Annotated in this window: 35 protein-coding genes and 2 tRNA genes; 15 read left to right on the top strand and 22 right to left on the bottom strand. The window is 56.3% G+C overall.

Annotated features, from left to right (window positions below):
* The first annotated feature begins 269 nt into the window (after positions 1–269).
* Both BC777_RS00010 and BC777_RS19655 read left to right on the top strand, forming a co-directional pair.
* Positions 270–749 (top strand): hypothetical protein, encoded by a 480-nt coding sequence (locus BC777_RS00010; RefSeq protein WP_100366131.1) that lies wholly within the window; start codon positions 270–272, stop codon positions 747–749.
* Complete coding sequence (locus BC777_RS19655; protein ID WP_100366132.1) at positions 746–1,000, top strand: PAAR domain-containing protein; 255 nt, start codon at positions 746–748, stop codon at positions 998–1,000. The genes BC777_RS00010 and BC777_RS19655 overlap by 4 nt, the downstream gene beginning before the upstream one ends.
* 332 nt (positions 1,001–1,332) lie before the next feature.
* Here BC777_RS19655 and BC777_RS00020 read toward each other — a convergent pair.
* From BC777_RS00020 to BC777_RS19260, 12 genes are all read right to left on the bottom strand, one after another.
* Positions 1,333–1,407: transfer RNA gene (locus BC777_RS00020), tRNA-Phe, on the bottom strand.
* A 94-nt stretch (positions 1,408–1,501) separates the two neighbouring features.
* On the bottom strand, positions 1,502–1,687 hold the full coding sequence (locus BC777_RS00025; protein WP_100366133.1) for a DNA gyrase inhibitor YacG: 186 nt from the start codon (positions 1,685–1,687) through the stop codon (positions 1,502–1,504).
* Entirely contained in the window at positions 1,687–2,721 is a 1,035-nt protein-coding gene (locus BC777_RS00030) for a ribonuclease E/G (protein ID WP_100366134.1), read from the bottom strand. Before BC777_RS00030 ends, BC777_RS00025 begins: the two co-directional genes overlap by 1 nt.
* Positions 2,718–3,323 (bottom strand): Maf family protein, encoded by a 606-nt coding sequence (locus tag BC777_RS00035; RefSeq protein ID WP_100366135.1) that lies wholly within the window; start codon positions 3,321–3,323, stop codon positions 2,718–2,720. Before BC777_RS00035 ends, BC777_RS00030 begins: the two co-directional genes overlap by 4 nt.
* A gap of 18 nt (positions 3,324–3,341) precedes the next feature.
* A complete protein-coding gene (gene infA, locus BC777_RS00040) occupies positions 3,342–3,560 on the bottom strand; it encodes a translation initiation factor IF-1 (protein ID WP_007205486.1) in 219 nt (72 codons plus the stop codon).
* Positions 3,561–3,941: 381 nt separating this feature from the next.
* The gene (locus BC777_RS00045) at positions 3,942–4,424 is read right to left on the bottom strand and encodes an arsenate-mycothiol transferase ArsC (RefSeq protein WP_100366136.1); all 483 of its coding nucleotides are present in this window, start codon (positions 4,422–4,424) and stop codon (positions 3,942–3,944) included.
* Positions 4,425–4,428: 4 nt separating this feature from the next.
* A complete protein-coding gene (locus tag BC777_RS00050) occupies positions 4,429–4,908 on the bottom strand; it encodes a UPF0262 family protein (RefSeq protein ID WP_100366137.1) in 480 nt (159 codons plus the stop codon).
* Positions 4,905–6,215 carry a histidinol dehydrogenase gene (gene hisD, locus BC777_RS00055; RefSeq protein WP_100366138.1) on the bottom strand — a complete coding sequence of 437 codons (1,311 nt, stop codon included), beginning with the start codon at positions 6,213–6,215 and terminating at the stop codon, positions 4,905–4,907. The genes BC777_RS00050 and hisD overlap by 4 nt, the downstream gene beginning before the upstream one ends.
* A gap of 98 nt (positions 6,216–6,313) precedes the next feature.
* A complete protein-coding gene (locus tag BC777_RS00060; RefSeq protein WP_100366139.1) occupies positions 6,314–6,730 on the bottom strand; it encodes a VOC family protein in 417 nt (138 codons plus the stop codon).
* 87 nt (positions 6,731–6,817) lie between these two features.
* Positions 6,818–7,297 (bottom strand): DUF2948 family protein, encoded by a 480-nt coding sequence (locus BC777_RS00065; RefSeq protein WP_100366140.1) that lies wholly within the window; start codon positions 7,295–7,297, stop codon positions 6,818–6,820.
* Positions 7,294–8,559: a UDP-N-acetylglucosamine 1-carboxyvinyltransferase gene (murA, locus tag BC777_RS00070; protein WP_100366141.1), complete on the bottom strand. Its 1,266-nt coding sequence runs from the start codon at positions 8,557–8,559 to the stop codon at positions 7,294–7,296. Before murA ends, BC777_RS00065 begins: the two co-directional genes overlap by 4 nt.
* Before the next feature lie 6 nt (positions 8,560–8,565).
* A complete protein-coding gene (locus BC777_RS19260; RefSeq protein WP_168769019.1) occupies positions 8,566–8,715 on the bottom strand; it encodes a hypothetical protein in 150 nt (49 codons plus the stop codon).
* Between the two features lie 88 nt (positions 8,716–8,803).
* Between BC777_RS19260 and BC777_RS00075 the strand changes: the two genes are divergently transcribed.
* A tRNA-Thr gene (locus BC777_RS00075) sits at positions 8,804–8,878 on the top strand.
* A gap of 214 nt (positions 8,879–9,092) precedes the next feature.
* On the opposite strand, the gene BC777_RS00080 is transcribed toward BC777_RS00075, so the two are convergent.
* Positions 9,093–10,460, bottom strand: coding sequence for a surface lipoprotein assembly modifier (locus tag BC777_RS00080; RefSeq protein ID WP_100366142.1), 1,368 nt, complete (start codon positions 10,458–10,460; stop codon positions 9,093–9,095).
* Positions 10,461–10,638: 178 nt separating this feature from the next.
* Here BC777_RS00080 and thyX point away from each other — a divergent pair, with 178 nt between their 5' ends.
* The 4 genes from thyX to BC777_RS00100 all read left to right on the top strand — a co-directional run bounded on the left by thyX (position 10,639) and on the right by BC777_RS00100 (position 12,814).
* Positions 10,639–11,544, top strand: coding sequence for an FAD-dependent thymidylate synthase (gene thyX / locus BC777_RS00085; RefSeq protein WP_100366143.1), 906 nt, complete (start codon positions 10,639–10,641; stop codon positions 11,542–11,544).
* A gap of 67 nt (positions 11,545–11,611) precedes the next feature.
* Positions 11,612–11,863 carry a type II toxin-antitoxin system HicA family toxin gene (locus BC777_RS00090; RefSeq protein WP_100366144.1) on the top strand — a complete coding sequence of 84 codons (252 nt, stop codon included), beginning with the start codon at positions 11,612–11,614 and terminating at the stop codon, positions 11,861–11,863.
* Complete coding sequence (locus BC777_RS00095) at positions 11,860–12,378, top strand: type II toxin-antitoxin system HicB family antitoxin (RefSeq protein WP_100366145.1); 519 nt, start codon at positions 11,860–11,862, stop codon at positions 12,376–12,378. Before BC777_RS00090 ends, BC777_RS00095 begins: the two co-directional genes overlap by 4 nt.
* A 1-nt stretch (position 12,379) precedes the next feature.
* A complete protein-coding gene (locus BC777_RS00100; protein WP_100366146.1) occupies positions 12,380–12,814 on the top strand; it encodes a DUF6941 family protein in 435 nt (144 codons plus the stop codon).
* Here the strand turns inward: BC777_RS00100 and BC777_RS19725 are convergent.
* A complete protein-coding gene (locus BC777_RS19725; protein WP_446001709.1) occupies positions 12,772–13,416 on the bottom strand; it encodes an REP-associated tyrosine transposase in 645 nt (214 codons plus the stop codon). The two genes, BC777_RS00100 and BC777_RS19725, sit on opposite strands and share 43 nt — an antisense overlap.
* Positions 13,417–13,516: 100 nt before the next feature.
* On the opposite strand from BC777_RS19725, the gene BC777_RS19185 reads away from it, so the two are divergent.
* Both BC777_RS19185 and BC777_RS00115 read left to right on the top strand, forming a co-directional pair.
* The gene (locus tag BC777_RS19185; protein WP_133122493.1) at positions 13,517–13,720 is read left to right on the top strand and encodes a hypothetical protein; all 204 of its coding nucleotides are present in this window, start codon (positions 13,517–13,519) and stop codon (positions 13,718–13,720) included.
* A 216-nt stretch (positions 13,721–13,936) separates the two neighbouring features.
* Positions 13,937–14,929, top strand: a complete 993-nt coding sequence (locus tag BC777_RS00115; RefSeq protein WP_100366148.1) for a hypothetical protein — start codon at positions 13,937–13,939, stop codon at positions 14,927–14,929.
* A gap of 30 nt (positions 14,930–14,959) precedes the next feature.
* On the opposite strand, the gene BC777_RS00120 is transcribed toward BC777_RS00115, so the two are convergent.
* Complete coding sequence (locus BC777_RS00120; RefSeq protein WP_100366149.1) at positions 14,960–15,169, bottom strand: cold-shock protein; 210 nt, start codon at positions 15,167–15,169, stop codon at positions 14,960–14,962.
* Positions 15,170–15,346: 177 nt separating this feature from the next.
* Between BC777_RS00120 and BC777_RS00125 the strand changes: the two genes are divergently transcribed.
* Together BC777_RS00125 and BC777_RS00130 are read left to right on the top strand one after the other, a co-directional pair.
* Entirely contained in the window at positions 15,347–15,676 is a 330-nt protein-coding gene (locus BC777_RS00125) for an arsenate reductase family protein (protein ID WP_100366150.1), read from the top strand.
* Positions 15,677–15,721: 45 nt separating this feature from the next.
* On the top strand, positions 15,722–16,090 hold the full coding sequence (locus BC777_RS00130; RefSeq protein ID WP_100366151.1) for a hypothetical protein: 369 nt from the start codon (positions 15,722–15,724) through the stop codon (positions 16,088–16,090).
* Here the strand turns inward: BC777_RS00130 and BC777_RS00135 are convergent.
* The 5 genes from BC777_RS00135 to thrS form a co-directional block, all read right to left on the bottom strand.
* Positions 16,074–16,622 (bottom strand): DoxX family protein, encoded by a 549-nt coding sequence (locus BC777_RS00135; protein ID WP_100366152.1) that lies wholly within the window; start codon positions 16,620–16,622, stop codon positions 16,074–16,076. The genes BC777_RS00130 and BC777_RS00135 overlap by 17 nt on opposite strands.
* 12 nt (positions 16,623–16,634) lie before the next feature.
* On the bottom strand, positions 16,635–17,372 hold the full coding sequence (locus BC777_RS00140; RefSeq protein WP_100366153.1) for an HvfC/BufC N-terminal domain-containing protein: 738 nt from the start codon (positions 17,370–17,372) through the stop codon (positions 16,635–16,637).
* Positions 17,369–18,223, bottom strand: coding sequence for an MNIO family bufferin maturase (gene bufB / locus BC777_RS00145; protein WP_100366154.1), 855 nt, complete (start codon positions 18,221–18,223; stop codon positions 17,369–17,371). The genes BC777_RS00140 and bufB overlap by 4 nt, the downstream gene beginning before the upstream one ends.
* A 63-nt stretch (positions 18,224–18,286) precedes the next feature.
* Positions 18,287–18,592, bottom strand: a complete 306-nt coding sequence (locus tag BC777_RS00150; protein WP_100366155.1) for a BufA1 family periplasmic bufferin-type metallophore — start codon at positions 18,590–18,592, stop codon at positions 18,287–18,289.
* Between the two features lie 237 nt (positions 18,593–18,829).
* On the bottom strand, positions 18,830–20,776 hold the full coding sequence (gene thrS, locus BC777_RS00155) for a threonine--tRNA ligase (protein ID WP_100366156.1): 1,947 nt from the start codon (positions 20,774–20,776) through the stop codon (positions 18,830–18,832).
* Between the two features lie 209 nt (positions 20,777–20,985).
* Between thrS and BC777_RS00160 the strand changes: the two genes are divergently transcribed.
* Positions 20,986–21,231, top strand: coding sequence for a hypothetical protein (locus BC777_RS00160; RefSeq protein WP_100366157.1), 246 nt, complete (start codon positions 20,986–20,988; stop codon positions 21,229–21,231).
* Between the two features lie 60 nt (positions 21,232–21,291).
* Here the strand turns inward: BC777_RS00160 and BC777_RS00165 are convergent, their stop codons facing one another.
* Positions 21,292–21,723 carry an MAPEG family protein gene (locus BC777_RS00165; RefSeq protein WP_100366158.1) on the bottom strand — a complete coding sequence of 144 codons (432 nt, stop codon included), beginning with the start codon at positions 21,721–21,723 and terminating at the stop codon, positions 21,292–21,294.
* An 11-nt stretch (positions 21,724–21,734) separates the two neighbouring features.
* Positions 21,735–22,478 carry an ArsR/SmtB family transcription factor gene (locus BC777_RS00170; RefSeq protein ID WP_100366159.1) on the bottom strand — a complete coding sequence of 248 codons (744 nt, stop codon included), beginning with the start codon at positions 22,476–22,478 and terminating at the stop codon, positions 21,735–21,737.
* Between the two features lie 91 nt (positions 22,479–22,569).
* Here BC777_RS00170 and BC777_RS00175 point away from each other — a divergent pair, with 91 nt between their 5' ends.
* The 3 genes from BC777_RS00175 (at position 22,570) to BC777_RS00185 (ending at position 25,611) form a co-directional block, all read left to right on the top strand.
* Positions 22,570–23,325, top strand: a complete 756-nt coding sequence (locus BC777_RS00175; protein WP_100366160.1) for an alpha/beta hydrolase — start codon at positions 22,570–22,572, stop codon at positions 23,323–23,325.
* 89 nt (positions 23,326–23,414) lie between these two features.
* Positions 23,415–24,752: an MFS transporter gene (locus BC777_RS00180; RefSeq protein WP_100367932.1), complete on the top strand. Its 1,338-nt coding sequence runs from the start codon at positions 23,415–23,417 to the stop codon at positions 24,750–24,752.
* The gene (locus tag BC777_RS00185; protein WP_168769020.1) at positions 24,745–25,611 is read left to right on the top strand and encodes an alpha/beta hydrolase; all 867 of its coding nucleotides are present in this window, start codon (positions 24,745–24,747) and stop codon (positions 25,609–25,611) included. The genes BC777_RS00180 and BC777_RS00185 overlap by 8 nt, the downstream gene beginning before the upstream one ends.
* The last annotated feature ends 1 nt before the right edge of the window (position 25,612 follow it).

Below are 25,612 nucleotides of genomic sequence, written 5' to 3' on the forward strand. Positions count from 1 at the left end.
GCAGCTGGCCCGGCGCGCCATGGTGGGCGGAGGTTTTGAACAAAACGCAGACTATTGCCCCAGGCCTTGCACCACAGATTGGACTAATCAGATGAGATTTAAAGCGACCACCCAGATCGCGGCGCTATGTGTGGCACTCTCAAGTGCACCGGTGGCTGCGGAGATCCGCGGACTTTACACGTTGGACAACTAGCCGACCGGCGTTGCCATGACGCCTAATGGCTTGGTCTATTTTGAGCTCGGAGGGCCGCGCTTCGGTGAGAGCTTCAATGACGCTGGCCCGGGGCTCGGACGGCGCGCTTTTTGTCGACAAACCGGCAGAGGGTTTCTTTCTTGCGGAAGGCAGCAAGCTGACGCCCGTACAAGGCCTTAGGTCAGATTGCCTCGGCCCGATCACAGAGGCTAGCCGGTTTCTTGGGGATTACGTGGGCACGCGCACACGAAAATCTGAGTTCGTTCTAAGTCGCTTCGAACTCTCTGTCAGCAGGGGTGGCGGCGAAGACCTTTTTGGCAACGCTCTGCCCACTGAGACCGAGGTAGTGCAGGTTCAAACTTCGATCATGGAACCGGATCGGTTGCGCGTCGATCACCCTGATGGGGATCTGGTCGTTGATCATGTTGGTATTGGCCTGGCATTCGCGGCGCAATTTGGGTCACGCGGGTCGTTCATGACCGAGATTTACCCGTTACAGCAACTCGGCGACTGCCTAAGCGACGCCCGGGCTCTTGCAGAAGAGGCAACACAATGAAGCCAATCGCCCGCATAGGAGACACCCATATCTGCCCGGCCCACGGACCAAATCCCATTGTATCCACGACGTCGTCGTCAACGTGTACAGGGCGGGCGATCGCAGTTGTAGGCGACAAGACCGCATGCGGTGCTGTAATCACAACTGGAACACCTTTGTTTAAGATTAACGGTAAACCTGCAGCGCATATCGGGTCGTTGACCAACCATGGTGGTACGATCGCAAGTGGCGCACCAAGCCTGAAAGGGTAAGCTAGCAGCTATTCTAAAATGACCCCTGAACCGCCCCTTGTTTGCCGGAGGTCTAGAATTAAGGATACTCGGTCAAGGCTGAACAGAATTGTTCGATGGTTTGCGTCATCGACATCCGCGCCGAGTGGCGTGGCGCCATATCTTCGTCTGAATGATGGAGGCGGCTGGTTCGACGTTTCGGATAGCCAAAAAGAACAAGAAGACGCTTAAGTCGATCCGAAAAAGGGAGAAGGCCTTGGCGAAAGTTGTCAAAACCTTTCCAAATAGTGTCAAACCCACCAGTAATAAAGTGGGAACATCATGAGAAATGCCTTGCATATCAGAGAGTTAAATGGTGCCCGGGGGCGGAATCGAACCACCGACACGAGGATTTTCAATCCACTGCTCTACCCCTGAGCTACCCGGGCATCGGGATGAGTGGCTTTCCGCCTCTCTTGGGTAGAGGCGTTCTAGACGCGAGGGGTGGGGGTGTCCAGAGGGAATTGGTTGAAAAACCGAAGGCTAGTGCGGTTTCTTCTGATCGGCCTGATGCAACTGGTTTTCAAGGTCTTCGGCGTCCTCAGGTGTATCCGCTGGAATAGCGTATCCACCGGTGAACCACTTGGCCAGATCAATGTCGGCGCAGCGCTTTGAACAGAAGGGACGGAATGCCTTTGCAGTCGGTTTTTCACAGATTGGGCAGGCCATCAGATGTCTTTCAAAAGGTGCTTTGGAAAGGGCGGGCGCTCGCGCTTGCGCTGCATCTCGAACAGACCCATCGGGGTCCAGCCGACCAATGAGGTTTCAATCGGATCGGCCTTGAAGGACGCGCGCAGGGATTGTTCCACCTGTTTACGGTGCGCCTTGGACATAGACACGAAGTCGACTGTGATTTGCCCTGCCAGCCCACGCAGGCGCAGTGCGCGGGGCAGGGCGCGTGCAGCCGCGATATTGGTTTTCAACGCGGCGGCGGGTGACGTATCATTGCCGGTGTTCACGTCCACAGCGACCAAAGCGCGGGTCGGTTCAAGGTACATATGGCCTTCGCCCAATGCGACCTGTGGCTGCGCGAGGTTGCCGATCTGGTCCAGCACGCCCATCGTGTTGAAAGACCCGGCCTCCGTCACAACCTCAGCCGCCCCTGTCCATTCCCGCCAAGCAACTGTATGTGGCCCGTCCCCTTCGGTCAGCGCTTCTGGCATAGCCCCTTCGACGTCGTCCAATACAGCGTCTGCCAAGGATAACATCGCCACGATATCATCCGCGATCTCTTGCTCATCCGCCCCTTCGCAAGACGACCGCAGGATCAACCCATGCGGGCTATCAAAGACAGCATGCGCAATAGCGAGCAAATTGTCCCGCACATCCTCATCCGTGATCTGGCGAGAGATGTTCAGGCCGGGTTTTCCTGGCGTTACAATGGCATAGCGGCTTTTAAACAGCACGCGATCGGTGACTGGTACCGCTTTGCCATCCTCCGAAATCCCTGTCACCTGCACCAACATCGCCTGGCCGGGGCGCAGGCCTTTGCCGTGCCGCAGGAACGCGGTTTCACCATCGGGCAAGCGCAGCATCATTCCGCCCTGACCTTTGATCGGGCGGTCACAAATCGCGCGGAAAATCGCGCCGGGCCGGGGCGCATCATCGTGATCAATCAGGATGTCATCCAACTTGCCGTCCACCAGAAAGGCGGCAGCCTCAACCTTTCCGATATGATCAAGAATAATGGTGCGGCCTTTCATGCGGCGTCTCCGTACGGCAAAACACCTGCCGCTGTCAGCAGCCCAGAGGTTTCCGTCAACGGCAGACCGACAATGCCGGTATAAGAGCCGTTGATCCAAGGGATAAATGCCCCCGCAGGCCCTTGAATGGCATAACCACCCGCTTTGCCGCGCCAATCGTTTGAGGCAAGGTAGCTGTTCACGTCCCGATCAGAGAGTTGTTTGAAAGCAACCGTGCTTTGTACGTCTTTGGTCCAGACCAGAGTCCCACGCTTCACCGCCACGGCCGTGATCACCTTGTGCCGGCGACCGGACAGCGCAAAGAGAAACTGTGCCGCCTCAGCCGCATCCACCGGTTTGCCCATGATCCGGCGACCAAGGGCCACCGTGGTGTCAGCGCACAGCACAACCTCATCTTCAGCGGCATCCACTGCGGCCACCTTCTCAGCAGCAATCCGTTTCACGTAGTCACGGGGCAATTCGCCTTTGTGCGCATCTTCGTCAATATCGGGCGGGCGGACATCCGAGGGGGTCAGCCCAAGCTGCGCCAATAGTTCCAGCCTCCGGGGTGAGCCAGAGCCGAGAACGAGTTTCAGGTCAGGATTTGGGGCGAGGGTCGTCATACGAGACCTGCGCCACCCTTATTTGAAACGATAGTTAATCCGACCTTTGGTCAGATCGTAAGGTGTCATTTCCACCTGTACCTTGTCGCCTGCCAGAACACGGATGCGGTTCTTGCGCATCTTGCCTGCCGTATGCGCGATGATCTCATGGCCGTTTTCCAGCTCGACCCGAAACGTCGCGTTTGGCAGAAGTTCTTTCACGACACCTGGGAATTCGAGCAGTTCTTCCTTGGCCATGTGATCTCCTATATCTGTTATCTACTTGGTGCAGACGGCGCTTACATGCGCCTGAATGGGCGGCTTTTCAAGGGTTAATCGGTGGATGGAGCAATTTGGCGCGCGCGACATAGCGCTGGGGTGTCGCGCTGCGCGTGCTGCAGATAACGAACAGGTGCGAACGTGACGTGAACGACGGTACGCCTGTGCCTTGGTTGGCAGTGCGCGATGACGATCGTCAACATAGCCTAGGTTCGCTGAATTGAGAATGAATGATGCTCGTCTATTAAGGCAATCTGATTCGACAAAGAAGCTCGGGCCCTAATACAAAAGCTGTCTGAAATTACTCCAGCGCAGGGTGTATTTTTACTTTGATGGCTCAAGCAAAATCGCTGTGCCTCGTCACTTCGCTTTCGCCTCAATGCCCGGTCCCCAACGGGCCAGCAAACGGTCTTTGATCTGGTCGCGTGTCTGGCGGTAGAGGTCCAGCCGCGCTTTGCGATCATCGCCCAAACCCGTTGGGTCAAGGATTGGCCAGTATTCAACATCCAGATGATAGAACTGGGTCAAATCCAACGCACGCCGCTGGCTGGCCGGTGACAACGCCAATACCAGATCAAAGGACGACAGATCATCCCCCCAGTCTTCCATCTCATCGAAAGATCGCGACCGATGGCGCGATAATTCCACCCCAATTTCAGCGCAAACGGCGATGGCAAACCCGTCGATCTCTAGGTCATTCTTTACCCCGACAGACTGAATATAACACTGCGTCCCAAATAGCTGCTTCATGATCCCTTCGGCCATCGGCGAGCGGACAGAGTTGTGGTCACAGCAAAACAGCACTGACTGCGGAAGGTCCTCGTATTTACCCCCCTCCGCCATATGTTCAGCCCCCAAAGTGCAGAACGCAGATCAGAGTGAAGAGGCGGCGCGCGGTATCAATATCGACATCCGCCTTGCCCTCAAGCCGCTCCTGCAAGACCCGCGCGCCTTCGTTGTGGATGCCGCGGCGGGCCATGTCGATGGTTTCGATCTGGCTGGGGGGCAGGTTTTTGACAGCATCAAAATAGCTTTCGCAGATCTGAAAGTAGTCTTTCACGACCTGCCGAAAGGGGCCAAGTGAAAGATGGAACTCGCCAGCCGGGGCGTCGTCCTCCAGTTTCAAGTCAAAGACCAGCCGCCGCTGCTTGATCGACAGGTTCAGCTTATAGGGGCCTGCTGGCACCTCACGCCCATCTCTGGCAGGCAGGACAAAACTGTTATCTTCCAACAAATCAAACATCGCCACTTTGCGTTCCTGATCAATCTCAGGGGTGGGTGGTGGCAGATTGCGGTCATCAATCGTGATATGGGTGATCTTTGTCATGGTTCACCTCGGTTTAACCGGTCCAGGCGGGCGCGGACGGACAAGCCGTGTGCTTCAAGGCTTTCGGATATCGCAAAACGTTCAGCGGCAGGACCAATGGCCGCCAAGGCCTCGGGTGTCATGCGTGACAGTGTGGTGCGCTTGATGAAATCCATAACTGACAGCCCGCTCGAAAATCTTGCCGACCGGGCCGTCGGCAGAACATGGTTTGGACCGCCAATGTAGTCACCAATCGCCTCGGGTGTCCAACCCCCAATAAAGATGGCACCTGCATGGGCGATCTTGTCGGATAATGCGTCCGCGTCAGCGGTGCAAAGTTCCAAATGTTCAGGCGCTATCCGATCCGAAAGCGCCACCGCTTCATCAAAGCCCTTCACCGTGATGACGGCCCCAAAGTCCCGCCAACTCGCCCCAGCAATGGCGCGGCGCTCCAGCGTCTTAAGCCGTTGCTCTACCGCGTCAGCGACCGCGCGCCCAAAGCCCGCATCATCCGTGATCAGGATCGACTGCGCGCTCTCGTCATGTTCGGCTTGGCTCAGCAGATCAAGTGCGATCCAATCGGGGTCATTGTCTTTATCCGCAATCACCAGAATTTCGGATGGGCCTGCGATCATATCAATGCCGACTTTGCCAAAAACACGGCGCTTTGCGGCTGCAACAAATGCATTGCCGGGGCCGGTGATCTTGTCGACGGGTGCAATCGTCTGGGTCCCATAGGCAAGGGCCGCAACCGCCTGCGCGCCGCCTATCCGGTAAATCTCATCTACTCCGGCAATTTGCGCTGCCATCAGAACCAGGGGATTAGTGACACCATCCGGCGTTGGCACAACGATTGCCAAACGCGCCACACCCGCCACCTTCGCCGGGATCGCGTTCATCAACACAGAAGAAGGGTAAGACGCCAAACCGCCCGGCACATAAAGGCCCGCCGCTGATACAGGCGTCCAGCGCCATCCCAGCGTCGCCCCGGCCTCATCTGTCCAAGACGCATCATCTGGCATCTGGCGGGCGTGATACGCGCGGATACGTTCCGCCGCCAATTCCAGCGCCGCACGATCCGCATCCGAGACTTTCGCGCATTCCGCTGCAATCTCTGCTGCGCTAAAGCGCATCGTTGCAGGTGTCAGTTCCAACCGGTCAAACTTTGCCGTCAGTTCCAGTACCGCCGCATCACCGCGTGCACGCACATCGGCGATAATCTCGGCCACCACATGATCCACATCCGGGCTGTCCTCGCGCTTTGCGCCCAAAAGGGTGGTAAAGCGGGCCTCAAAATCGGCGTCGATTGTGGATAGAAACTGTGGCATGCGCATTCTCCTTGCGAGGCCACGACATAGCGGGGCGGGCAGGCGGCTTCAATGGTGAGTTCAGAGCAAATAAAGGGTGCCAGCTTATGTCACATGGCTTATGCGTCCCGCCCGGGTTCGTTCGGATCGCTCGAAAAGAGGGCGATTTTGTTGCCTTGGGGATCGCGCAGGTAGCCAACGTAAAAATGCGGCCCATATGACGCACGAAAGCCTGGCTGCCCCTCGTCAGATCCGCCAGCAGCCAGTGCTGCGGCGTGAAGATCGCGCACCTGGCTCTGACTGCGCGCCTCAAATGCGACCATCGCACCATTCCCAGCCGTGGCCGGGTTTCCATCAAAGGTTGGTTTCACATAAAAGTCTGGCAGAACGGGCGGCTGTCCGGGCGCAACAGGCAGGGCGAAGCTCAGGCCTTCGGGCCCTTCCTCAAGTCCATACCCAAGAGCGGGCAGGAACGCCGTATAAAACTGTTTAGCCAGCGCGATGTCATCAGCACCGACAGTGACATAGGCAATCATGCTGCGCCTTTCTGACAGGACGCGCGGCAAATAAATTGGTTCTTTCGGGCGCGGGTTTTCTGCATGCTACTCCCAGCTGTCTTTCTTCTAGTCTGGATGCGATGGCGCACTCCGTGATGGTGCCACATAGGGCCGCGTCACATCCTGTAAAATAACTTCCAATGCTTCGACCTCCAGGGCGATCACACCGTCACCTGCAAGGGTCAATTCCAACCGTCCCGCGCCATCTTTGCCGGGGACAAAGCCCATCGCAAGCAGTGAAAACACCATATCGGGATCAGACTTATCGACACCCTGGCTTTGCACCTTCATGACGTCTTCGACCGCCAGAACGGCCTGTACCCGTTCATAACCACGCTTGCGGGCTTTCGCCTTGGGCGCATCTTCCCAACGAAACCGGTTCAGCAAAATGGCAAAGCGACGCGCCTTGCTGTCCCATTGCATCTCAGCCGCGGGAAATACCGCATCCTGCACAAGGGCCGCCATCACCGCAAGATCCTCAGCATCCAGCGCTTTCAGGCGCAAAGGGGCCTCGCGCCCGTCCTCGAATGTAGCATCCTGAGTCATGCCGATACCCGCTCAATCTTGGCGCCCACGCCACCCAGCTTTTCCTCAATATGCTCGTACCCACGATCAAGGTGATAAATCCGGCTGACGGTCGTTTCGCCCTCGGCTGCCAAACCTGCAAGGATCAGCGAGACAGAGGCGCGCAAGTCGGTTGCCATCACTGGCGCACCCTTCAGGCGCTCAACCCCGCGCACGGTGGCGATGCCGCCATGGACTTCAATATCAGCCCCCATGCGGATCAGCTCAGGGGCGTGCATAAAGCGGTTCTCGAAAATCTTTTCTTCCAGTACCGACGTGCCTTCGGCAGTACACAGCATTGCCATCATCTGGGCCTGCAAGTCAGTGGGGAAGCCGGGAAAGACTTCGGTTGTGACATCCACAGCAGTCGCACGGTCAGTGCGGCGTTTCACCTTCAAGCCATCCGGCGTTTCGGTCACATCAATACCAGCGGCATCCAGTTTTTCGACAAAGGATCCCACCAGATCAAGGCTGCCACCCAGACATTCCACCTCACCACCCGCAAAAACAGGGGCCAGCATATAGGTGCCCAGTTCAATTCGGTCAGTGACAACAGGGTGCGTTGCCGCCCCCAGACGATCAACACCCTGGACCGTAATCGTACTGGTCCCTTCACCGTCAATCTGCGCGCCCATGCTGCGCAGACACTTCGCTAGATCAACAATCTCTGGCTCCCGCGCGGCGTTCGTGATCACGGTCGTGCCTTTGGCCAAGGTCGCCGCCATCAGCACGTTTTCGGTGGCCCCCACTGATGCAAACCGCAGCGGCACTTTCGCGCCCTTCAGTCCACCGGGTGCCTTGGCGTGCAGATACCCATCTTTCAGCTCAATCTCGGCACCCATCGCCTCAAGCGCGGCCACGTGAATGTCCATCGGACGGGCACCGATAGCACAGCCACCGGGCAGCGATACCACAGCCTGATCATGACGGGCGAGCAGGGGGCCCAGCACAAGGTTGGAGGCACGCATCTTGCGCACAATCTCGTAGTCTGCAGTGGTCGAGGTCATGGCATGGCTGGACAGCACCTGCACCTTGCCATCCTGCATCGAGGTCACCTCGACACCCAAAGACTGTAGCAGCGCCGTCATTGTCGCGATATCGGACAGGCGCGGCGCGTTGGTCAGGGTTAACGGCTCTTCCGACAACAAGGTCGCGGGCATCAGCGTCAGCGCGGCGTTTTTGGCACCCGCAATCGCAATCTTGCCTTTTAGCGGCGTACCGCCCGTCACTACAATGGAATCCATACCTGCCTACTCTTTCTTTTCTTTTTGGGGCTCGGCCGCACGGGCACGTGCCTGCGCCTTGCGTTTGCCCATGTTGGCCTTCAACGCCGCCTTCAACCGATCTTCGCGGGTTTTGGCGGTCTTGCCTGTTTTGCTCTGGGTGTCTTTGTCGCTCATGGCAGCGGTCTTATCAATAGGCGCAAAAACCGTCCAGAGAGGGCTTGCACCAAAGAACGATTGGGTCTAATCCCCAGCGTCACCGGATGCTGTGGTAGCTCAGTGGTAGAGCACACCCTTGGTAAGGGTGAGGTCGGGAGTTCAATCCTCCCTCACAGCACCATTTTTTAGCTTTTGTTGATGCATGGATTGCAAAGGTGCTTGCCTGACAAGGTGCGCCGCTAAAACCGTTGCAATCTCTTCCGGGTCTGTAATCTCAATTGGAGCAGACATACTATCTGGTGCTTTCGCAAAAAATCGCACCGACGAAACTGACACGAGCGCGTGCTGACAAGAGGTAATATGCTTTCATCAAGTCTGACATGGGGCGGGCGGCATCAAAACTGTGAACTTATTGTCAGCCCGGCTGAAAACGTATTGCGATCGAAGCGGGTGACATTGCTGTCAGACTTTGACGCATCAATGCGCAGACCGGGGGTGAAACCTGCAAAGGACACGTTTGGAAATCCGATGTTCGCGTTTGCAAAGACGACACGGTCCTCACGTCCGTCGCTGCTCGTGACAAAAATCGGGTAATCAGCCAGACGTATCCCCCCACCCACAGAAAGTGACACCGGCCCGACCGGGTCCGACCAACGATAGCCCAGACTGATGCTTTGTTCTGTGAATGTATAGCTGGCGTTTTCGCCTTCACTGTCTTTCAAAACAAGACTGGCAGTGACGCGATCGTCATTTGCCAATGCATAAGACAGACCCGTTGAAAAAGCCAGACGGTCGACTTCTCCGATACCGCTGACGCTGTAAGTGAACCATTCCCTTTGCAGACCCAAAGATAGGTTGAGCGTCTCGGTCAAGGGGAGGTTCCGATCAACGCCAACGCGCCAGATATCATAGCTTTCGCTGGAAAGTGTGCCGTCTTCCAGATCAACGATGCTGTTATAGTTATAACGACCAAAAGAATAGTGGCCACTGATCGTACCGTTCTCCAAAATGCGATCATGACGCAGGTTGAACTGTGTAAACTCTGTTTTGAGTGAGGCGTCGGGAACAAGCGTGTCCTCGGTAATGCGCACGCGTGACGTCTGATATTGCAGGCCCACCGTGGTACGGCTGCGCTGCGCTTCTTGCAGGCGATATTGCGTTGAAAACCCTAATGAGGCGCGCCAGCCAGATAGCGCCACCGAGTCCTCGGACAAGGAACAGTCGAAACTACCGACAGAGGCACAGTCGTCATTCTCGGCCCCGCCATTCACATTATTCGACGGCACCAGTGAAAACGAAAGCTGCGTGGACCATGGGTTGCGCCGGCTGATGGTGCGGCCATCGCGCAGGGTTTGTGCGCGCTCCGCTTCTCCGGGGGCGACTGTCAGGGCAAGGCGCAACCAAAAGGCAGATAGGGTAAAGCGTTCTTCACCAGCAGCGGCCAGCGCAGTCAGGCGCGCGGCCTCATATTTCTGCGCATCGCCCTGCGACACTGCCCAGGCGCGCGCGCCAGCACTGCGGCCCTTGGCAGGATCACCCAGGCGGGGGGCGGCTGCGGCCACAACAATAAGGGCCGTGCGGTCATCAGGGCGCTGGGCCAGAACAGCCTCGGCAATCTGCAAAGCCAAGGCGACTTCACCCGCGATAAGCGCCTGTGCCGCGAGGTCACCGGCCTGCGCCAGCGGAACCTCGACCTGATCCTGTGCCACAGCAGGTGCTGCACATAGCGCAAATATAACCGCAACGACTTGAAAACGACGCATCTGGACCCTTCACTGATCAGCCCAGAGGGCCTTTTGAACGGGCAAAGTCATCGCCTGCTCCGGCGAAGTCAACACACATCTGTTGATATAATCGACATCGCAACCACTATATGTTGTTTTATCACGGCCTCCCATTTTCTATAGTGGCGCGACTCAACGCACAGCCCGGAGACGCGAGATGCCCATCACACCAGACCAGCAGGCCGAAATCGACGAACTACGCGCCAACCCCAAGCCAACACTGCGGGCGGTGGCCGAAGGGATGGAAGGGCACCTCTACAAAGCCTACGACGTGCTGGACCACGGGTTCATCCGGGTCATTGACTATATGGGCGATGATGCGGCGATCTGTCAGGCGGCGCGCGTGTCTTACGGCAAAGGCACCAAATCGGTGCAAAACGACGAAGGGCTGATCCGCTACCTGATGCGCCACTGGCACTCGACCCCGTTCGAGATGTGCGAGATCAAACTACACGTCAAACTGCCCGTCTTTGTGGCGCGGCAATGGATCCGGCACCGGACGGCGAATGTGAACGAATACTCCGCGCGCTACTCCATCCTCGACCGCGAATTCTACATCCCCGAACCTGATAAACTCGCCGCCCAATCGGTGATCAACAATCAGGGGCGGGGCGAAGCACTGACAGGGGAGGAAGCGGCCCGCGTGCTGGAATACCTCAAAGGCGACGCCGCGCGCTGCTACGACCACTACGCCGAGATGATCTCGGACGATGGCCAACAAGGCCTCGCCCGCGAACTGGCCCGCATGAACCTGCCCGCCAACATCTATACGCAATGGTACTGGAAGGTGGACCTGCACAACCTCTTCCACTTCCTGCGGCTACGGGCCGACAGCCACGCGCAATATGAAATCCGGGTCTACGCCGATGAGATCTGCAAAGTCGTCGCCGACTGGGTGCCCGCAGCCTACGGCGCATTCGAAGACTACCGCATGGGCGGCGCCACACTCTCGTCTAAGGCGATTGACTGCGTGCGTCGTATGCTTAAAGGTGAAGAGGTCACGCAAGAGACCTCAGGCATGTCCAAGGGAGAATGGCGGGAGTTTGAAGGGATTATTGGGTGAGAACCGATAAGCAACGATTTGACAAACAACAAATGAGTAACTATTTCCAGTTACACAAGGATAGTAGATGAGTCGGCGCGAAAAGCTCTTGGCAAGGCTGCGTACGTATCCAAAGGACTTTGAATGGTCAGAACTAGAAACGCTTCTGAAAAGCTTTGGTTATGTTGTGGTGAAAAAGAGTGGTGGCTCTAGGCGAAAATTTGTTGGCGAAGACCTACCGTTGATCTCGTTACACGAACCTCACCCGGATAAAGTTGTTAAGAGTGTGTACTTGAAACAAGTAGTTGAAGTTCTTTTGGAAAGTGGAATCATAAAATGATGCTGAAATACAAGGATTATCTAGGTTCTGCCGAAATGGATCTGGAAAGCAACACCTTACATGGAAAGCTCCTATTCATTAGAGATCTGGTGACATACGAGGCCGATAGCCCTGCCGAACTACAGGCTGCATTCGAAGCGGCCGTGATTGAGTATCTTGCCGATTGCAAAGAGTACGGTCGTAACCCTGAGAAACCCTGTAAGGGGCAATTCAATGTTCGAATTTCACCAGATATGCATCGTGAGATTGCGGTTGCAGCATTGGAAGGCGGCAAGAGCATGAACGAGTATGTTAGCCTTGTGTTGTCGTGTCATAAGAATTTGATGGGTGCGGAGCAGCATCATAAAGCTGCACGTGAAGCTCTATTCGTTTCGGCAAAGCTAGTGATGGCCCAAAATGGGGTGAAGCAAGAATTTTCTACTATACCTAGCAATCGAAATTCTGCCGGCGATTCTTTCCGATTGATGGAAGGGAACCAAAGCAAGTGGGCTGATAATACTTCGAAAGCCCATTAACATGCCTGAGCTGAGTGTTCATGCGGCCATCCTTTGTGAAGACGTCCGACGCGAAGCGAGCGGTCAAGCTACGCTAGTTGGTGCGTCAAATAGGGGCCCACTACTCCGTGCTGATGACGAAACCACAGTGGACCGAATGGCATTTTATATCGAAGGAGAAGTGGTAGATGCCGAGAGTATAACGGTGCGTTTTCGTTCAGTTGAAACTGATACAGAGGTTTTTCTGGAAGAGCTGAATTTCCCTTACAAAGAGGAAATTGAAGAAGTCGACTCTTCAAAAGTGCAAGTTCATCTTCAACTAGTCGTCAGCGTGCAAGAAGTGAAGTTTGATGCTCCTGGTAAGTATGCATTAGAGTATTCATTTGATGGCGAAGACTGGGTTGGCATTAGAGATTACATGCTCTTGCCGCAAGAGAACGTTAAGCAAGATAAATAATTAGCCGCCCGACGTTCATCTCCGCCCCAAGCAAAATCCCGATGCCACGATGAATACGGCCAATCGCGGACATCCTCCATCAACCCATGTTTCACCGGGTTGATCCAACAATACTGCACATGCGCCGCATAATCGCGGTCGTCCCGGATGTGGTGTTCCCAAAACCGTTTCTGCCAAATGGGTGCTTCGGCACGTAGGTCGGGGCCTGCCCCGACTCTTGTCCTGCCCCCGACAACACCGTGCCGGTTATGCACTGTCGGAGTCGGGGCGGGCCCCGACCTACGGATCATCCTCGTAAACCGCCCTTTGATTGCGCCCATACGGCCCGAATAATCCGCATCTCCCTCGGGCAAGGTCCAAACGCAATGCATATGATCCGGCAAGACAACCCATGCATCAATCACAAACGGCCGCTTCGCCCGCGTCTGTCGCACCGCCTGCCGCAACACATCAATCCGGTCCACCAAAACCGCCGACGTCCGATCCGCCACATTCACCGTAAAGAACACGGTGGCACCGGGGCGCTGCGGGCGGCGGTAACGCGACGTGGGGCCATCATCGCGCAGCTTGGTTAATGCAACCTCAATGGTCCGCCGCCAAATGACCCAACGTTACTGGGGGAAAAGCGCCGTGAGGTTCCCCTCGCGAGGCGACCTGCATCTGCGGTATCGCTGCTTCAGATCACAACTGCCGGGGGGCATGATGACAATGAATAAGGCCAGCAAGACCACCTGTGACACTGCCATGTTCACAGAAATCCCAACTGACCTGATCGCGCGTTTGACCCGCGAGGCGAACCGCCGTGTGCAGGATGCACCCGTCGCACGCCCGCTGGCCCATCGGGTCATTCTGGCCCGGCGCGAGGATGAACTGCAGCTTCGCACTTCAGCGCGCGCGGTCCGTTAACCGAATTATGTATGCGAAACATACCGCACCACCCCCTTTGTTCTGCTGATCATAAACCATTTCGGACATGCGCAGGCCTGCATGCGGACCGGACCCGCACCGCACGTTGCGCGCGCAGCAATGCCACACCTCGCGAGGGGCGCGAAAAGAAGTTATTTCATGTCTAGGGGTCAACAGGCATACTGCGGCAAACAAAGATAACCGGAGCCATCCCCAGTGACCCTTTTGCGTGCCATTCCCTTTTCGTTCAACGTGTTGTGGCGGTTGGCCTTGGTGTTCCCTTTCATGATCCTCGCGATCATCGTATTTGGCATCATCGCAACGGTCTTTGTCGTCATCGCGGCTTTTATTGCACCGCTGGCAGCATTAATTATGGGGGTTGCCTTTGGGGTCGCGACCAGCGTGTTACCGGTGATCGTTGGCGCCCGTCTGGGCTTGCAGGCCAAGCAATCCAGCATGCGCAACACCTACTTCGGTCTGATGTTGCCGGCGGTCGGCTATGGCCTGTTTGAGGCATTTTGCGTCCTGCTGATCTTCTTGCTGGGGGCCGGTGTTTACCTTGTCGCCACACCTTTGTCGCTGGAAGATCTGGCGCAGTTTACGATGATGGATCAAGAGGTTCTGATGGCGCAACTGCTGTCGGTGAACCCCGCGATCACCCTGTCGATTTTCTGGGTCGGCGGTGTGCTGATCGTGGCGCTGCGGGCGGCTTTGCTGATGCCCTTTGCTGGGGCATCCATCGGGTCTGATCCCGGCGGACGGGCGCATACGCCGTTTTACGGGTTTGGTAGCGAATTCATATCGCTCCTGATCTTGGTGGCGATTTCCTATATTCTATCAAGCTTTACGGTCCCAATCGTGCTTGCAATCTGTTACATGCTTGGCTTTGGTGACGCGCTGGAAACGGCCATCGCACAGATCAATGCCAATGCAAGTCCGGCTGCGGTTTCCCTGTTAGGCACGGAAACCGGCATCTTCATTGGTCTGTGTGTCGTCTTCTACATCTGGGCAATCGCCCTGCAAAGCGCGGGTGGCGTCTTGGCTTACATGAAACAGGCCGAGGATTTCTCGGATCAGCAAAACGCCTTTGATATGTCTATGGATGCGCATCTGGAAACCATGACCAACGCGCAGCCTGTCGAGAGGCCAATGCAGTCCGAAGATGTCATGGAGTTAATTCGCAGCAGGATGCAACAGAACAAGCGCTAAGCGGCCCTGCCACATTGCGTTGGTTGCAGATTACTCCACTTTGGCGATATTGCCCGCCATCTGACGGCCATCGCGCCCTTCAATCAGGTCGAAGGTCACTTTCTCATCGTCGGCAAGGCCGGTCAGTCCCGATTGTTCGACCGCCGAAATATGCACAAAAATATCCGCGCCGCCATCATCGGGCGCAATGAACCCGTAACCTTTTGTCGTATTAAACCACTTTACGGTGCCGTTTGGCATTGTCCGCTCTCCTTTAGTCTATCGCACCCCGCAGGGCTGGGCAGGTCTTGGGCCCCGCGACATGCGGACTTCCCTTCGCCTTCATGCCACTAGACTTATATGTTTTATGAAAAAGGCAAATGACACGTCGTCGCATTGGCGATATCAGGACAATACCCGCCTAAAAAGGAAGCGAGAATGCGTTTTTTCGGTCTAAAATCATGCGATACGTGTCGCAAAGCGCTCAAGGCGCTTTCCGCTGCCGGGCATGAACCAACGGTGATTGATGTACGCGCCGATGGGGTCTCTGACAGTGATCTTGCGACCATCATCACGCAATTTGGCGATGCGGCACTCAATCGCGCATCAACCACGTGGCGCGGGCTGTCTGATACGGAAAAAGCGTCTGACCCTGCGGCGCTTCTGGCCGCTCATCCAACATTGATGAAACGCCCTGTGATCGAGGTGGATGGCGACTGGACGATCGGCTGGAAAGCTGACGTGCAGGCAAAATACCTTGGCGACTGAGGTTTGCGTACTTATGTGCTGGTCTGAGCAGTAAGGAGAAGACCCATGCGCAACGCCGCAAGTATGCTAGGAGTGATTGGTGGCCTGATCGGTATTATCGTTGGCCTGTTTGGCTATGGATATGTCGAGCTGTCCGAGCGTCATGCAGAGGTGGGCGAACTCTTTGGTGCCTTCGAGAACCCTGCTTTTATACGCTTTGCCAGCTTTATGGCACCGGTTTTGGCGATTGCAGGCGGGGCCATGGCGAAGGCCCGCGCGCTTTGGGGTGGCATTTTGATGCTGATCAGTGCGGCATGTTTCTATGCTGCATTCGGCTTCAACGTAGGCACCATGTTCCCAATTGGGTTCGTAGCGCTGGGCGGTTTTTTAGGTATCGCCGCCGGCAAACCAGACGAGCCTAAGGCGCACTTCTAAACAAACCGCGATCAATTGATAGTGTGCCCGCCCCTTTGAAAACAAGGATTAGCAGGCATAGTACCCAAAATGCCCTTTGATCCAGGATCAGCGCATCTGACATACGGTCAAACCACGCGCCGAGCGTGCCTTCATGCGCGATACCACCATGGCCATAAAGGTCTGTCAGTGATTGCACGATGATAAACCCAATCATGCCAACGGCAGCCATTCGGGTGAAAAGGCCAATGACGATCAGCACGGGCAGCACGAACTCTGCAATCGTACCGCCAGTGACGACAGCCCAGTGAAATACCGTCAGTTGCGAGGTGTCGTATCCGGCGGCTTCCATTGCTTTGGGGAATATCTGGACGTATGCACCCGAGGATGGTTGCAAGATGCCAAAGATCCCATCGCCCAGCTTGGTTAGCCCGGAATTCCAGTAATACATGAATAAAACACCCGCAAAGGTGAGCCTTGCCAAAATAGGCAAGACTTCATCGCCAGCGCGGTTGATGGGATCGGCCATCTGGGAAAGAGGTGAGGTTGTCATGGGAATGGCCTTTCAGTAAATTTCAGTCACGGCGCCTTGGGCCAGTAACAGGCCCAGCACCGCACCCAGATCTACGGTGTCGTCAGCGGTTGCCATCGCTTGGCCCAATGATTGCCCTGATTTCAGGGCCTCAATACAGGTCGTCGCCGCGGCGTTGATAAGATGGATTTGTGGGTCAAACCCGGCACGGGTGATCAATGCGGCCTCTGGCTGCATCACCGGTTTGGGCGCGTCTGTTTGGGTGTTGGCAAGATATATCGCATGGATAGGATAGTTGGATATCACGGTCTGGGTCGCAGGTGCGATCCGCATCTTCGCACCCATCAACGCATCTGGCGCCAACGTGCTCAGCGCCTCGGGCTTAATAGGGCTGGCGTCTGCGGCATGATAAGCATGACGCATCGCAAGCTCAATTCTGGCAATATCCGGCATGTAACCGATTGATTTCGTCGGTTCAAAACGGCCAATGAAATCCGGCATCGCATCACCATAGAACATCATCAGCGGTGTTTTCGGGGGGTGTTTGCGGATATAGACACCGGCCATCGCGCGAAAGAACGCATCACCAACCAATTTGCGTATGACCGGGAAGGCAGTCTCAAGTGCGTCCGACAGGCTGACGGCGACGTTATTGCGGTAAACATCAAAGCGTTTGCTGGCCGCAGCCCCATCAGGGTTCACTATGCCGGGTGGCACGGCGGCAGCCGGGTCCAGCATGGCGGCTTTAAAGGCGGCTTGGGTGACGGTCATGACGTGACCAATGCAAGCGCACGGTCAGCGCGCGCAATCTCTTCTGCCAGGATAGACCATGCGGGCACGTCTGTATCCCACTCGATCAACAAGGGTTTGGGGCCGGACCGGGCGAGGGTGTAATCCAGCAGCGCCCAAACCGGATCAACCACAGCCTTACCATGGCTGTCGATCAGCAGGGGTGCGCCGGTTTCGTCCGCGTCCTCATCATGGCCACCTAGGTGGACTTCACCAACAGCCTCCAGCGGGAAATCGTCGATATAGGCTTGGGGGGAGGTTTTCAGGTTTGTGGCGCTGACAAAGACGTTGTTCACGTCAAGCAGCAAGCCACAGCCGGTCTGCTGTGTCAGTTCGCGCAGGAAATCAGTCTCTGACATCGTGCTCTCAGCGAAGGCCAGATAGCTTGAAGGGTTTTCCAGCAGCATTTGCCGCCCAACCGTATCTTGCACTTGATTGATATGCGCTGCGACACGGGCAAGCGTCTGGGGGGTATAGGGCAGCGGAAGCAGGTCATTGAAGAAGTGACTGTCATGCGTTGACCAGGCCAGATGCTCAGAAAAGCTGGCGGGGTTGAGCCATGAAACAAGGTGCTTGAGGCGGTCCAGATGGTCAGCATCAAGGTCGCCCTCACCCCCGATCGAGAGACCAACGCCATGCACAGAGATGGGAAAGCGCTCTGAAAGGTGGCGCAGTTGTGCAATGGGACGGCCACCGTCGCCCATGTAGTTTTCAGCATGGATTTCCAGCCAGCCCAAGGGACCGGGGTTTTCCATGATGTCACTGTAGTGCTGGGCTTTGTATCCAACGCCGGGACGCGCAGGCAGGGAGGAGTTTTGTGTCGCGTCAAGCATGTCAGAGGCCTTTGAGGAATTGTGAGGTAAGGTGGATCATGATCCACCTTACGACGATCTCGCTTACGCTGGCAGGTCGCGGTCCAGCTCTTCCAATGAACCCATGCGCTCGGTGCCGTCGGCCATTGCTGGCAATTCCATTGTTTCGCATGTGCCGGCAGGAACCAATGTCCAAGCGTTGCCTTGGTAGTCAACAGTTGAGGTGCCTGCGCATGTTGTACCGGGGCCAGCAGCACAGTCGTTTGCGCCAGCAAGTGATACGCCAAAGCACTTCACATCGCCGGATTGTGCGGCAGCAGTTGTGGACAGGCCTGCAACCGCAGAGGCAACAGCGGATGCAAGGACGAGCGTTTTTGTAGCATTGGACATCGAAATTTCCTTTAAGTTAGGTCAGGTTTGATCTGCACCGTTATTCCGGCGATGCCCAAATATTAGCCATGACATAGCTTTACATTCTATTCACAGGGCCGTGCATCGCAGCCGCGTGAGGTTTTGCAGGGCCGTTTGGGTTGTCGGGGCCGACACGGTAGGGTTTTTGCTTTAAAAAACAAAGAACCCGCCAACTTTGACATTGGCGGGTTTGTTACAAGTTCCTGCGCTGGAATGTTACAGAAGGTCTGGCGGAGTGGCCGCATGACCCAGTTCTGAAACAATTTCTGCAAGAGATATTACAGAAGTCTTGTTTTCACCAAGCCGCCGTGCGGTAACTGTCTTCTCTTCAACCTCGCGTGCGCCAAGTGCCAATATCACGGGCACCTTGCCGACCGAATGCTCGCGGACTTTGAAGTTGATCTTCTCGTTGCGCAGATCAGCCTCGGCACGGACACCGGCTGCCTTGAGGGCTGCAACAACCTCCATCGCATAATCATCTGCATCCGACACAATGGTCGCAACGACCACCTGACGTGGGGCGAGCCAGAACGGCAGCTTGCCTGCGTGTTCTTCGATCAGGATACCAATGAAACGCTCGAATGAACCCAGCAGCGCACGGTGCAGCATGACCGGGCGGTGTTTGGCCCCATCTTCGCCAATATATGTGGCATCCAGCCGTTCTGGCAGAACAAAGTCCACCTGATGTGTGCCGCACTGCCAATCACGTCCAATCGCATCGGTCAGGACAAACTCTAGCTTGGGGCCGTAAAAGGCGCCTTCACCGGGGTTCAGTTCCGGCTCGATCCCTGCAGCACGGGTTGCCGAGAGTAGCGCGTTTTCAGCCCGATCCCACGTCTCATCACTGCCTGCCCGTTTTTCTGGACGATCAGAGAATTTCACTTTGAAGTTTTCAAACCCGAGGTCTTTGTAGACTTCGCTCAGGAACCGGATGAACACGGCTGTTTCTTCCTCAATCTGGTTCTCACGGCAGAAAATATGTGCGTCATCCTGGGTAAAGCCACGCACACGCATGATGCCATGCAATGCGCCTGAGGGTTCGTAGCGGTTACATGACCCAAACTCGGCCATGCGCAATGGCAGATCGCGATAGGACTTCAGGCCCTGTTTGAAGATTTCCACGTGGCAGGGGCAGTTCATGGGCTTGAGCGCGTTCACAGCCTTTTCGCGCGCATGTTCCTCGTCCACCTCGACGATGAACATATGCTCTTGATACTTTTCCCAGTGCCCTGATGCTTCCCACAACTTACGATCCACGACCTGCGGGGTGTTCACCTCCACATAGCCGCCTTTGCGCTGCTGGCGGCGCATGTAGTCTTGCAACTCAGTAAAAATGGTCCAGCCGTTCGGATGCCAGAACACCTGACCGGGGGCTTCTTCCTGCATATGGAATAGGTCCATCTCGCGGCCCAGCTTGCGGTGGTCGCGTTTGGCGGCTTCTTCCAGCATATGCAGGTGGGCCTTCAAACCTTCCTTGTTGGTAAAGGCTGTGCCGTAAATCCGCTGCAACATCGCGCGGTCGCTGTCGCCGCGCCAATAGGCGCCCGCGATGGACATCAGTTTGAAACCATCGGCAGGAACCTGACCGGTATGCTGCAAATGCGGACCACGGCAGAGGTCCTGCCAGTCGCCGTGCCAATACATGCGCAGCGGTTCATCGCCGGGGATGCTCTCGATCAGTTCGACCTTATAAGGCTCGCCCCGATCCTTGTAATACTGGATCGCAACGTCACGTTCCCAAATCTCGGTGCGGACCTCATCGCGCTTGTTGATGATCTCCTTCATCTTTTTCTCGATGAGGCCGAGGTCTTCAGGGGTAAACGGCTCCTTGCGGTCAAAGTCATAGTACCAGCCGTCTTTGATAACTGGGCCGATGGTAACTTGGGTGTCGGGCCAAATCTCTTGCACCGCACGCGCCATGATGTGCGCCAGATCGTGACGGACCAGTTCCAACGCAGGTTCTTGGTCTTTCATGGTGTTGATGGCGATGCTGCTATCGGCTTCAATGGGCCACTGCAAATCCCAGTGCTCACCGTTGACCGTCGCGCTGATTGCCTTCTTGCGCAGAGACGATGAAATATCTGTGGCCACATCAGCGGCCGTGACGCCTGCTTGGTATGAACGGCTGTTACCATCGGGGAATGTCAGGGAAATCTGTGCCATCTGCGTGCAAGCTCCTCGTCTGTTTGGCGCCTACAAAACGCCCGGTTGCGGGTTATGTGTGGGGGGCTAAATGAACCTCTGGGTAAAAATGGTCAAGCGGGGATCACGCTGACCGCGGCGGTATACCCAAATATACGTTGACTGCGACACCTGACCAGTTAAAAACGACACAAGTTTCCGATACGAAATCTAAATATAGGGGTCCTCTCATGCCACGCTACAACCGCCAATTCGATCTGAGCATTTCCGATGTTGACCTGATCGAGGAAGCACTTCGTGCGCGTGGTCGTGAATTGTCGGGAATGCGACTGGCCTTGAAGGACGACAACCCCGCACATCTGGAATCGATCCGCGTGGTTGAGCAGGATCAGCGCCAGAATGAAGAGCTGCTGGGGCGCTTGCATGATCAAAAGATATTCTACCGCCCGAAACAGGCGGTCTACGTTGGCGGATAAACCCGACAACCTGATGATCTAAAATATGCACACAGCGACTGACCGCTGTGTGCTTTTTTGTCAGAACCGGGCAGCAAAGACCGCATAGGCCATGATCAGGCAACACACCCAACCTGCGGTAAAGATGAGCGAGCGTAGCGGGAACGCCGCCTTACCGGTGATGTACCCCACGGCATGCGCAACCCGCAGCCAGAAGAAGGCGATAGCGGTCCAATAGGTCAGCGCAGTAAACCCATCAACGCGGTCAACGAGGAATACCAGTAACGCGAAGGGCACCAGCTGTTCCAGAAGGTTCAGATGCGCACGGTAGGCGCGCTGCACCCATGGGCGGTGCAAGCGTGGATTGGGGATTCGGGTGAATCCATCTGGCGCATCGGCGGGCAGGGACCCTTCGGGTGCTGTGTTCACGCCCACGATATAGGGGATCCACAGTGAGGCCGCGAGGATGGCGAGGCACGTCAGAATGCCGAGTTCTGTTGGAAAGCTTTCCATCGGTTTTCTCCTTATATCGCTGCTTTGAGGGCGGTGCCGGTTTCCAGATAGCTTTTCAGCGATGACGCCAGACGCGCCCAGCCTTCGGCGAAACCTTCCTGACCCGAGGCCATGTCGTAATGCTCAATCGTCAGCTTGCAGTTCTCGCCTTGCGGTTCGATCAGATAGACCATGTGGCTGGCGGGGGCGTCGGGGCCCATGAACAGCGGTTCAAAAGTCATTGCGATGCGCGACTTCGGGTCCAGCTCTGTCGTGGTTTGTTTCAACATCGCGTCACCGTTTGGCAAGATAAACGCTGTGTCTTGACCAACCGCCGCATTCCCTTCAACCACATTGCAGGCAAAGTGGTAGGCGGCCATCTGATCGGCCTCGGTCAGGGCCGCCCACAGCGCATCCTGACTGCAGCGGATAAATGTTTGCATCATGAAATCGGGTTTTCCCATAGCGGTGTCTCTTTCTAGCTTCACTTTCAATTCAGTCACCGCGCGCGCTTGGCGTTGCAAAAAGGGGGCGGCCCATCTGTCCATCACGTCCTGCAAGGGCAGGGCATTCAGGTAGTGGTATTTGAACCGGCCAACCTTGCGGGTGACGATGAGATTGGCCTCTTCGAGGACCTTGAGATGCTTCATCACACCAAAACGGGACATCTCCAGCACCTCTTCAAGGTCGCTCAGGGATTGGCCATCGCGCTGGCGCAAACTGTCAAGCAGGTCGCGCCGGGCGGGGTCGTTGAGGGCTTTGAAAATCGCATCCATGGGAAACCTTATAGGTTACTAAATAGTCACGTGACAATAGGGTAACTTAAAAATACTTGCAGCGGGTCACTGGGTGTGATGCTGTAAGTGTATGGAAAACAATAGTGAAACCCCGTCTTTTGTCACGCCTCAGGGGCGTCGAATTGCCTATCATTTGACCGACGGAACCGGTCCAGCGGTCGTATTCCTGGGCGGTTTCAAGTCCGACATGGGCGGCACAAAGGCCATCCATCTGGAAAAATGGGCGCGCGATTCGGGGCGTGCCTTCTTGCGGTTCGACTATTCCGGCCATGGCGAAAGCAGTAAGGCTTTCACGGACGGTTGCATTGGCGATTGGTTTGAGGATGCCTGTGCTGCGATTGGACTGCTCGCAGGCAAAGTCATCGTGGTCGGCTCCAGCATGGGCGGGTGGATATCGCTTCTGGTGGCGCGTGCCATGCCGGAACGCGTGGCGGGCATAGTCACAATCGCCGCGGCCCCCGATTTCACCGAAGACAGCGTGTGGGCCGGTTTCTCTGACGCACAGAAAGAGGAACTGATGGCGGGGCAGGTGGCCTTGCCGTCAGAATACGGCGAACCCTACATCATCACCCGCCGCCTTATCGAAGAAGGGCGCGACCGATTGGTTCTACGTGACCCGCTGTTATTGCCGTTTCCGGTCAGAACTTTGCAAGGTACGGCTGATGTCGATGTAAAAATGTCGGTAGCGCTACGCTTGCTAGAGCATGCCGACAGCCCGGATATGCGCCTGACCCTGGTGGATGGGGCTGACCATCGCTTCTCGGATGATGACTGTCTGGATCTGATCGTGACATCGGTCGAGGATGTTCTGGGGAAGGTGGGTTGAAACCCACCTTACGGTCTGACGCCACGTTTCCCTTTAGGATCAGCCACACGCCTGCTTAGGGTGCCCGAAGTCCTTGGGAGGGGATGTTGATGGCACTATCATTGGGACAAAAGGCGGGCTGGGGGCTGGCGGACATGGGTATTGTTGTCTTTGTCATTGTCAAACAACTGCTGATCCTGACGTATATGACGGCGTTTCTGGGCGTGCCTGTGGGCATTGCCGGGTTTGTGACAACAGCGGTATTGATCTTTGACATGATCACCGACCCGCTGATCGGCTACTTCAGTGACCGGACGCAAGGCCGCTATGGCCGACGTGCCCCGTGGATGTTCATCGGCGTCTTGATTATGGCGGCGGGCATGGTTGGGCTGTTCTCTGCCCCGGCTGGTATGGAGATGAATGCCAATCTGGTCTGGGTCGTGGCGTTTTTTGTGCTGGCAACGATTGGTTTCACCATGGTGGCAATCCCATATGGCGCGCAATCAGGCGAGATCACGCAAGACCCCAAGGAACGGTCCGCCATGACGGGGTTTCGTATGGGTTTTGCCAGTGTCGGTATCTTGATCGGGGGCGCTTTGATTCCCGGGCTGGCAAAGTCGATCGGCTACTCCATGGCGGCATTGGCTGTCACACCGTTGATGGTGGGGGCGGTCTGGCTGTCACTTTGGGCAACACGCAACGCTCCACGGATTGAACAACCCGCCACCGTCAGCCTATCGGGCATGTTCGGGCTGGTTTTTGCGAACAAGGCCTTTGTGGTCTTGGTTTTGCTTTATGGGGTCATGACATTGGCCATTGCGATGATCACGGCAGGTTTGCCCTTTGCAGCGCTTTATTTGATCGTTGATAGCGGGGATACCGCCCTGTCCGGCGCCGCAGCGGCGCTGACTACGCTGAGTTTGATGTTTGCCGCTTTCGTTGTCGGATCAATCCTAAGCCAAGCGGTGTGGGTGTTGCTGTCAAACCGTTTGGGCAAAGTGGGTGCGCTGGTCCTTGGCCTGTGCCTTTATATTGTTCTGCTCTATGCGCTCTATATGATGCTACCGTCAGTCAACGTGACCGCCATCGCCGGTATGTTCGTACTGGCAGGCATGACCAACGGGGCCTATCAGCAAATCCCTTGGGCGATCTATCCTGATCTGATGGATGTCACCCGGTGCGATACAGGGGCCGCGATTGAGGGCGCATTCTCGGCGATCTGGCTGTTTGGTCAGAAGCTGGCCAATGCGGTTGCACCGGCGGTGTTGGGGCTGACACTGGCTGCGGCGGGATGGCAGGAAACAACAGGCGGGGTCGTTGCGCAATCTGACACGGCGCTGGGCGCCTTGCAGCTCTCAATCACGCTCATTCCTGCGGGTATTCTATTAGTCGCTATTTTGGGACTGACCCTGATCTATCGCCCTATGGCACGGCGCGCCCTTGCATGATCTGGCGCACATAGAGGCAGGGCTCGCTGTATCCGAGGCACAGGTGCCGCACTTGCGCGACGGCTGTCAAAAGCGGATCGTTTGGGCCAATACACCCGCGACCAAAACGCCGCTATGCTTGCTTTATATCCACGGGTTTTCAGCAACGGGCGAAGAGTTGCGGCCCTTGCCCGATCTGGTGGCAGAAGCCTTTGGCGCGAACATCCATTTCACACGGTTGACCGGCCACGGGCAGGACGGTGACGCGATGGGACGGGCCACGCTTGCCGATTGGCGACGTGATGTGGCCGAGGCGATAGTGATCGCAGAGTCGCTGGGCGATGAGGTGATCATCATGGGCTGCTCAACAGGCTGTACGCTCGCAACGTTGGCCTTGGCTGAAGGTGCACAGGCAAAGGCGATGATCCATATGTCGCCCAACTTTGGTATGCGGCACTGGGGCTTGCAAACCCTGCTTGATTTGCCGGGATCGCGGCATTGGTCATGCTACGTCGCCGGATCAACGCGGTCGTTTGAGCCGATCAGCGACGCTCACGCCGCCTATTGGACGATCAAATACCCGACAGCAGCGGTTCATGTGATGGCGGATGCTGTGCGTGCAGCACGCCATGCGGACCTCTCCGTAATCGAGACCCCGGCGGTATTTTGTTTCAATGATGCAGACCAAGTTGTGCACCCCGGCGAAATACGCAAAGTGGTGGCGCGCTGGGGTGGGCAAACAAAAACGATTGCTATCAAACAGACCGCAGCGGACGATGATATGGGGCATGTGATGGCTGGTGATATCTTCTCGCCCGGCCAAACCGCGCCACTGGCCCAGCAGATTATCGCTTGGATGCAGGCTCTGCCTGCGCGCTGAA

This window comes from Yoonia maricola (assembly GCF_002797915.1).
Lineage (GTDB): Bacteria > Pseudomonadota > Alphaproteobacteria > Rhodobacterales > Rhodobacteraceae > Yoonia > Yoonia maricola.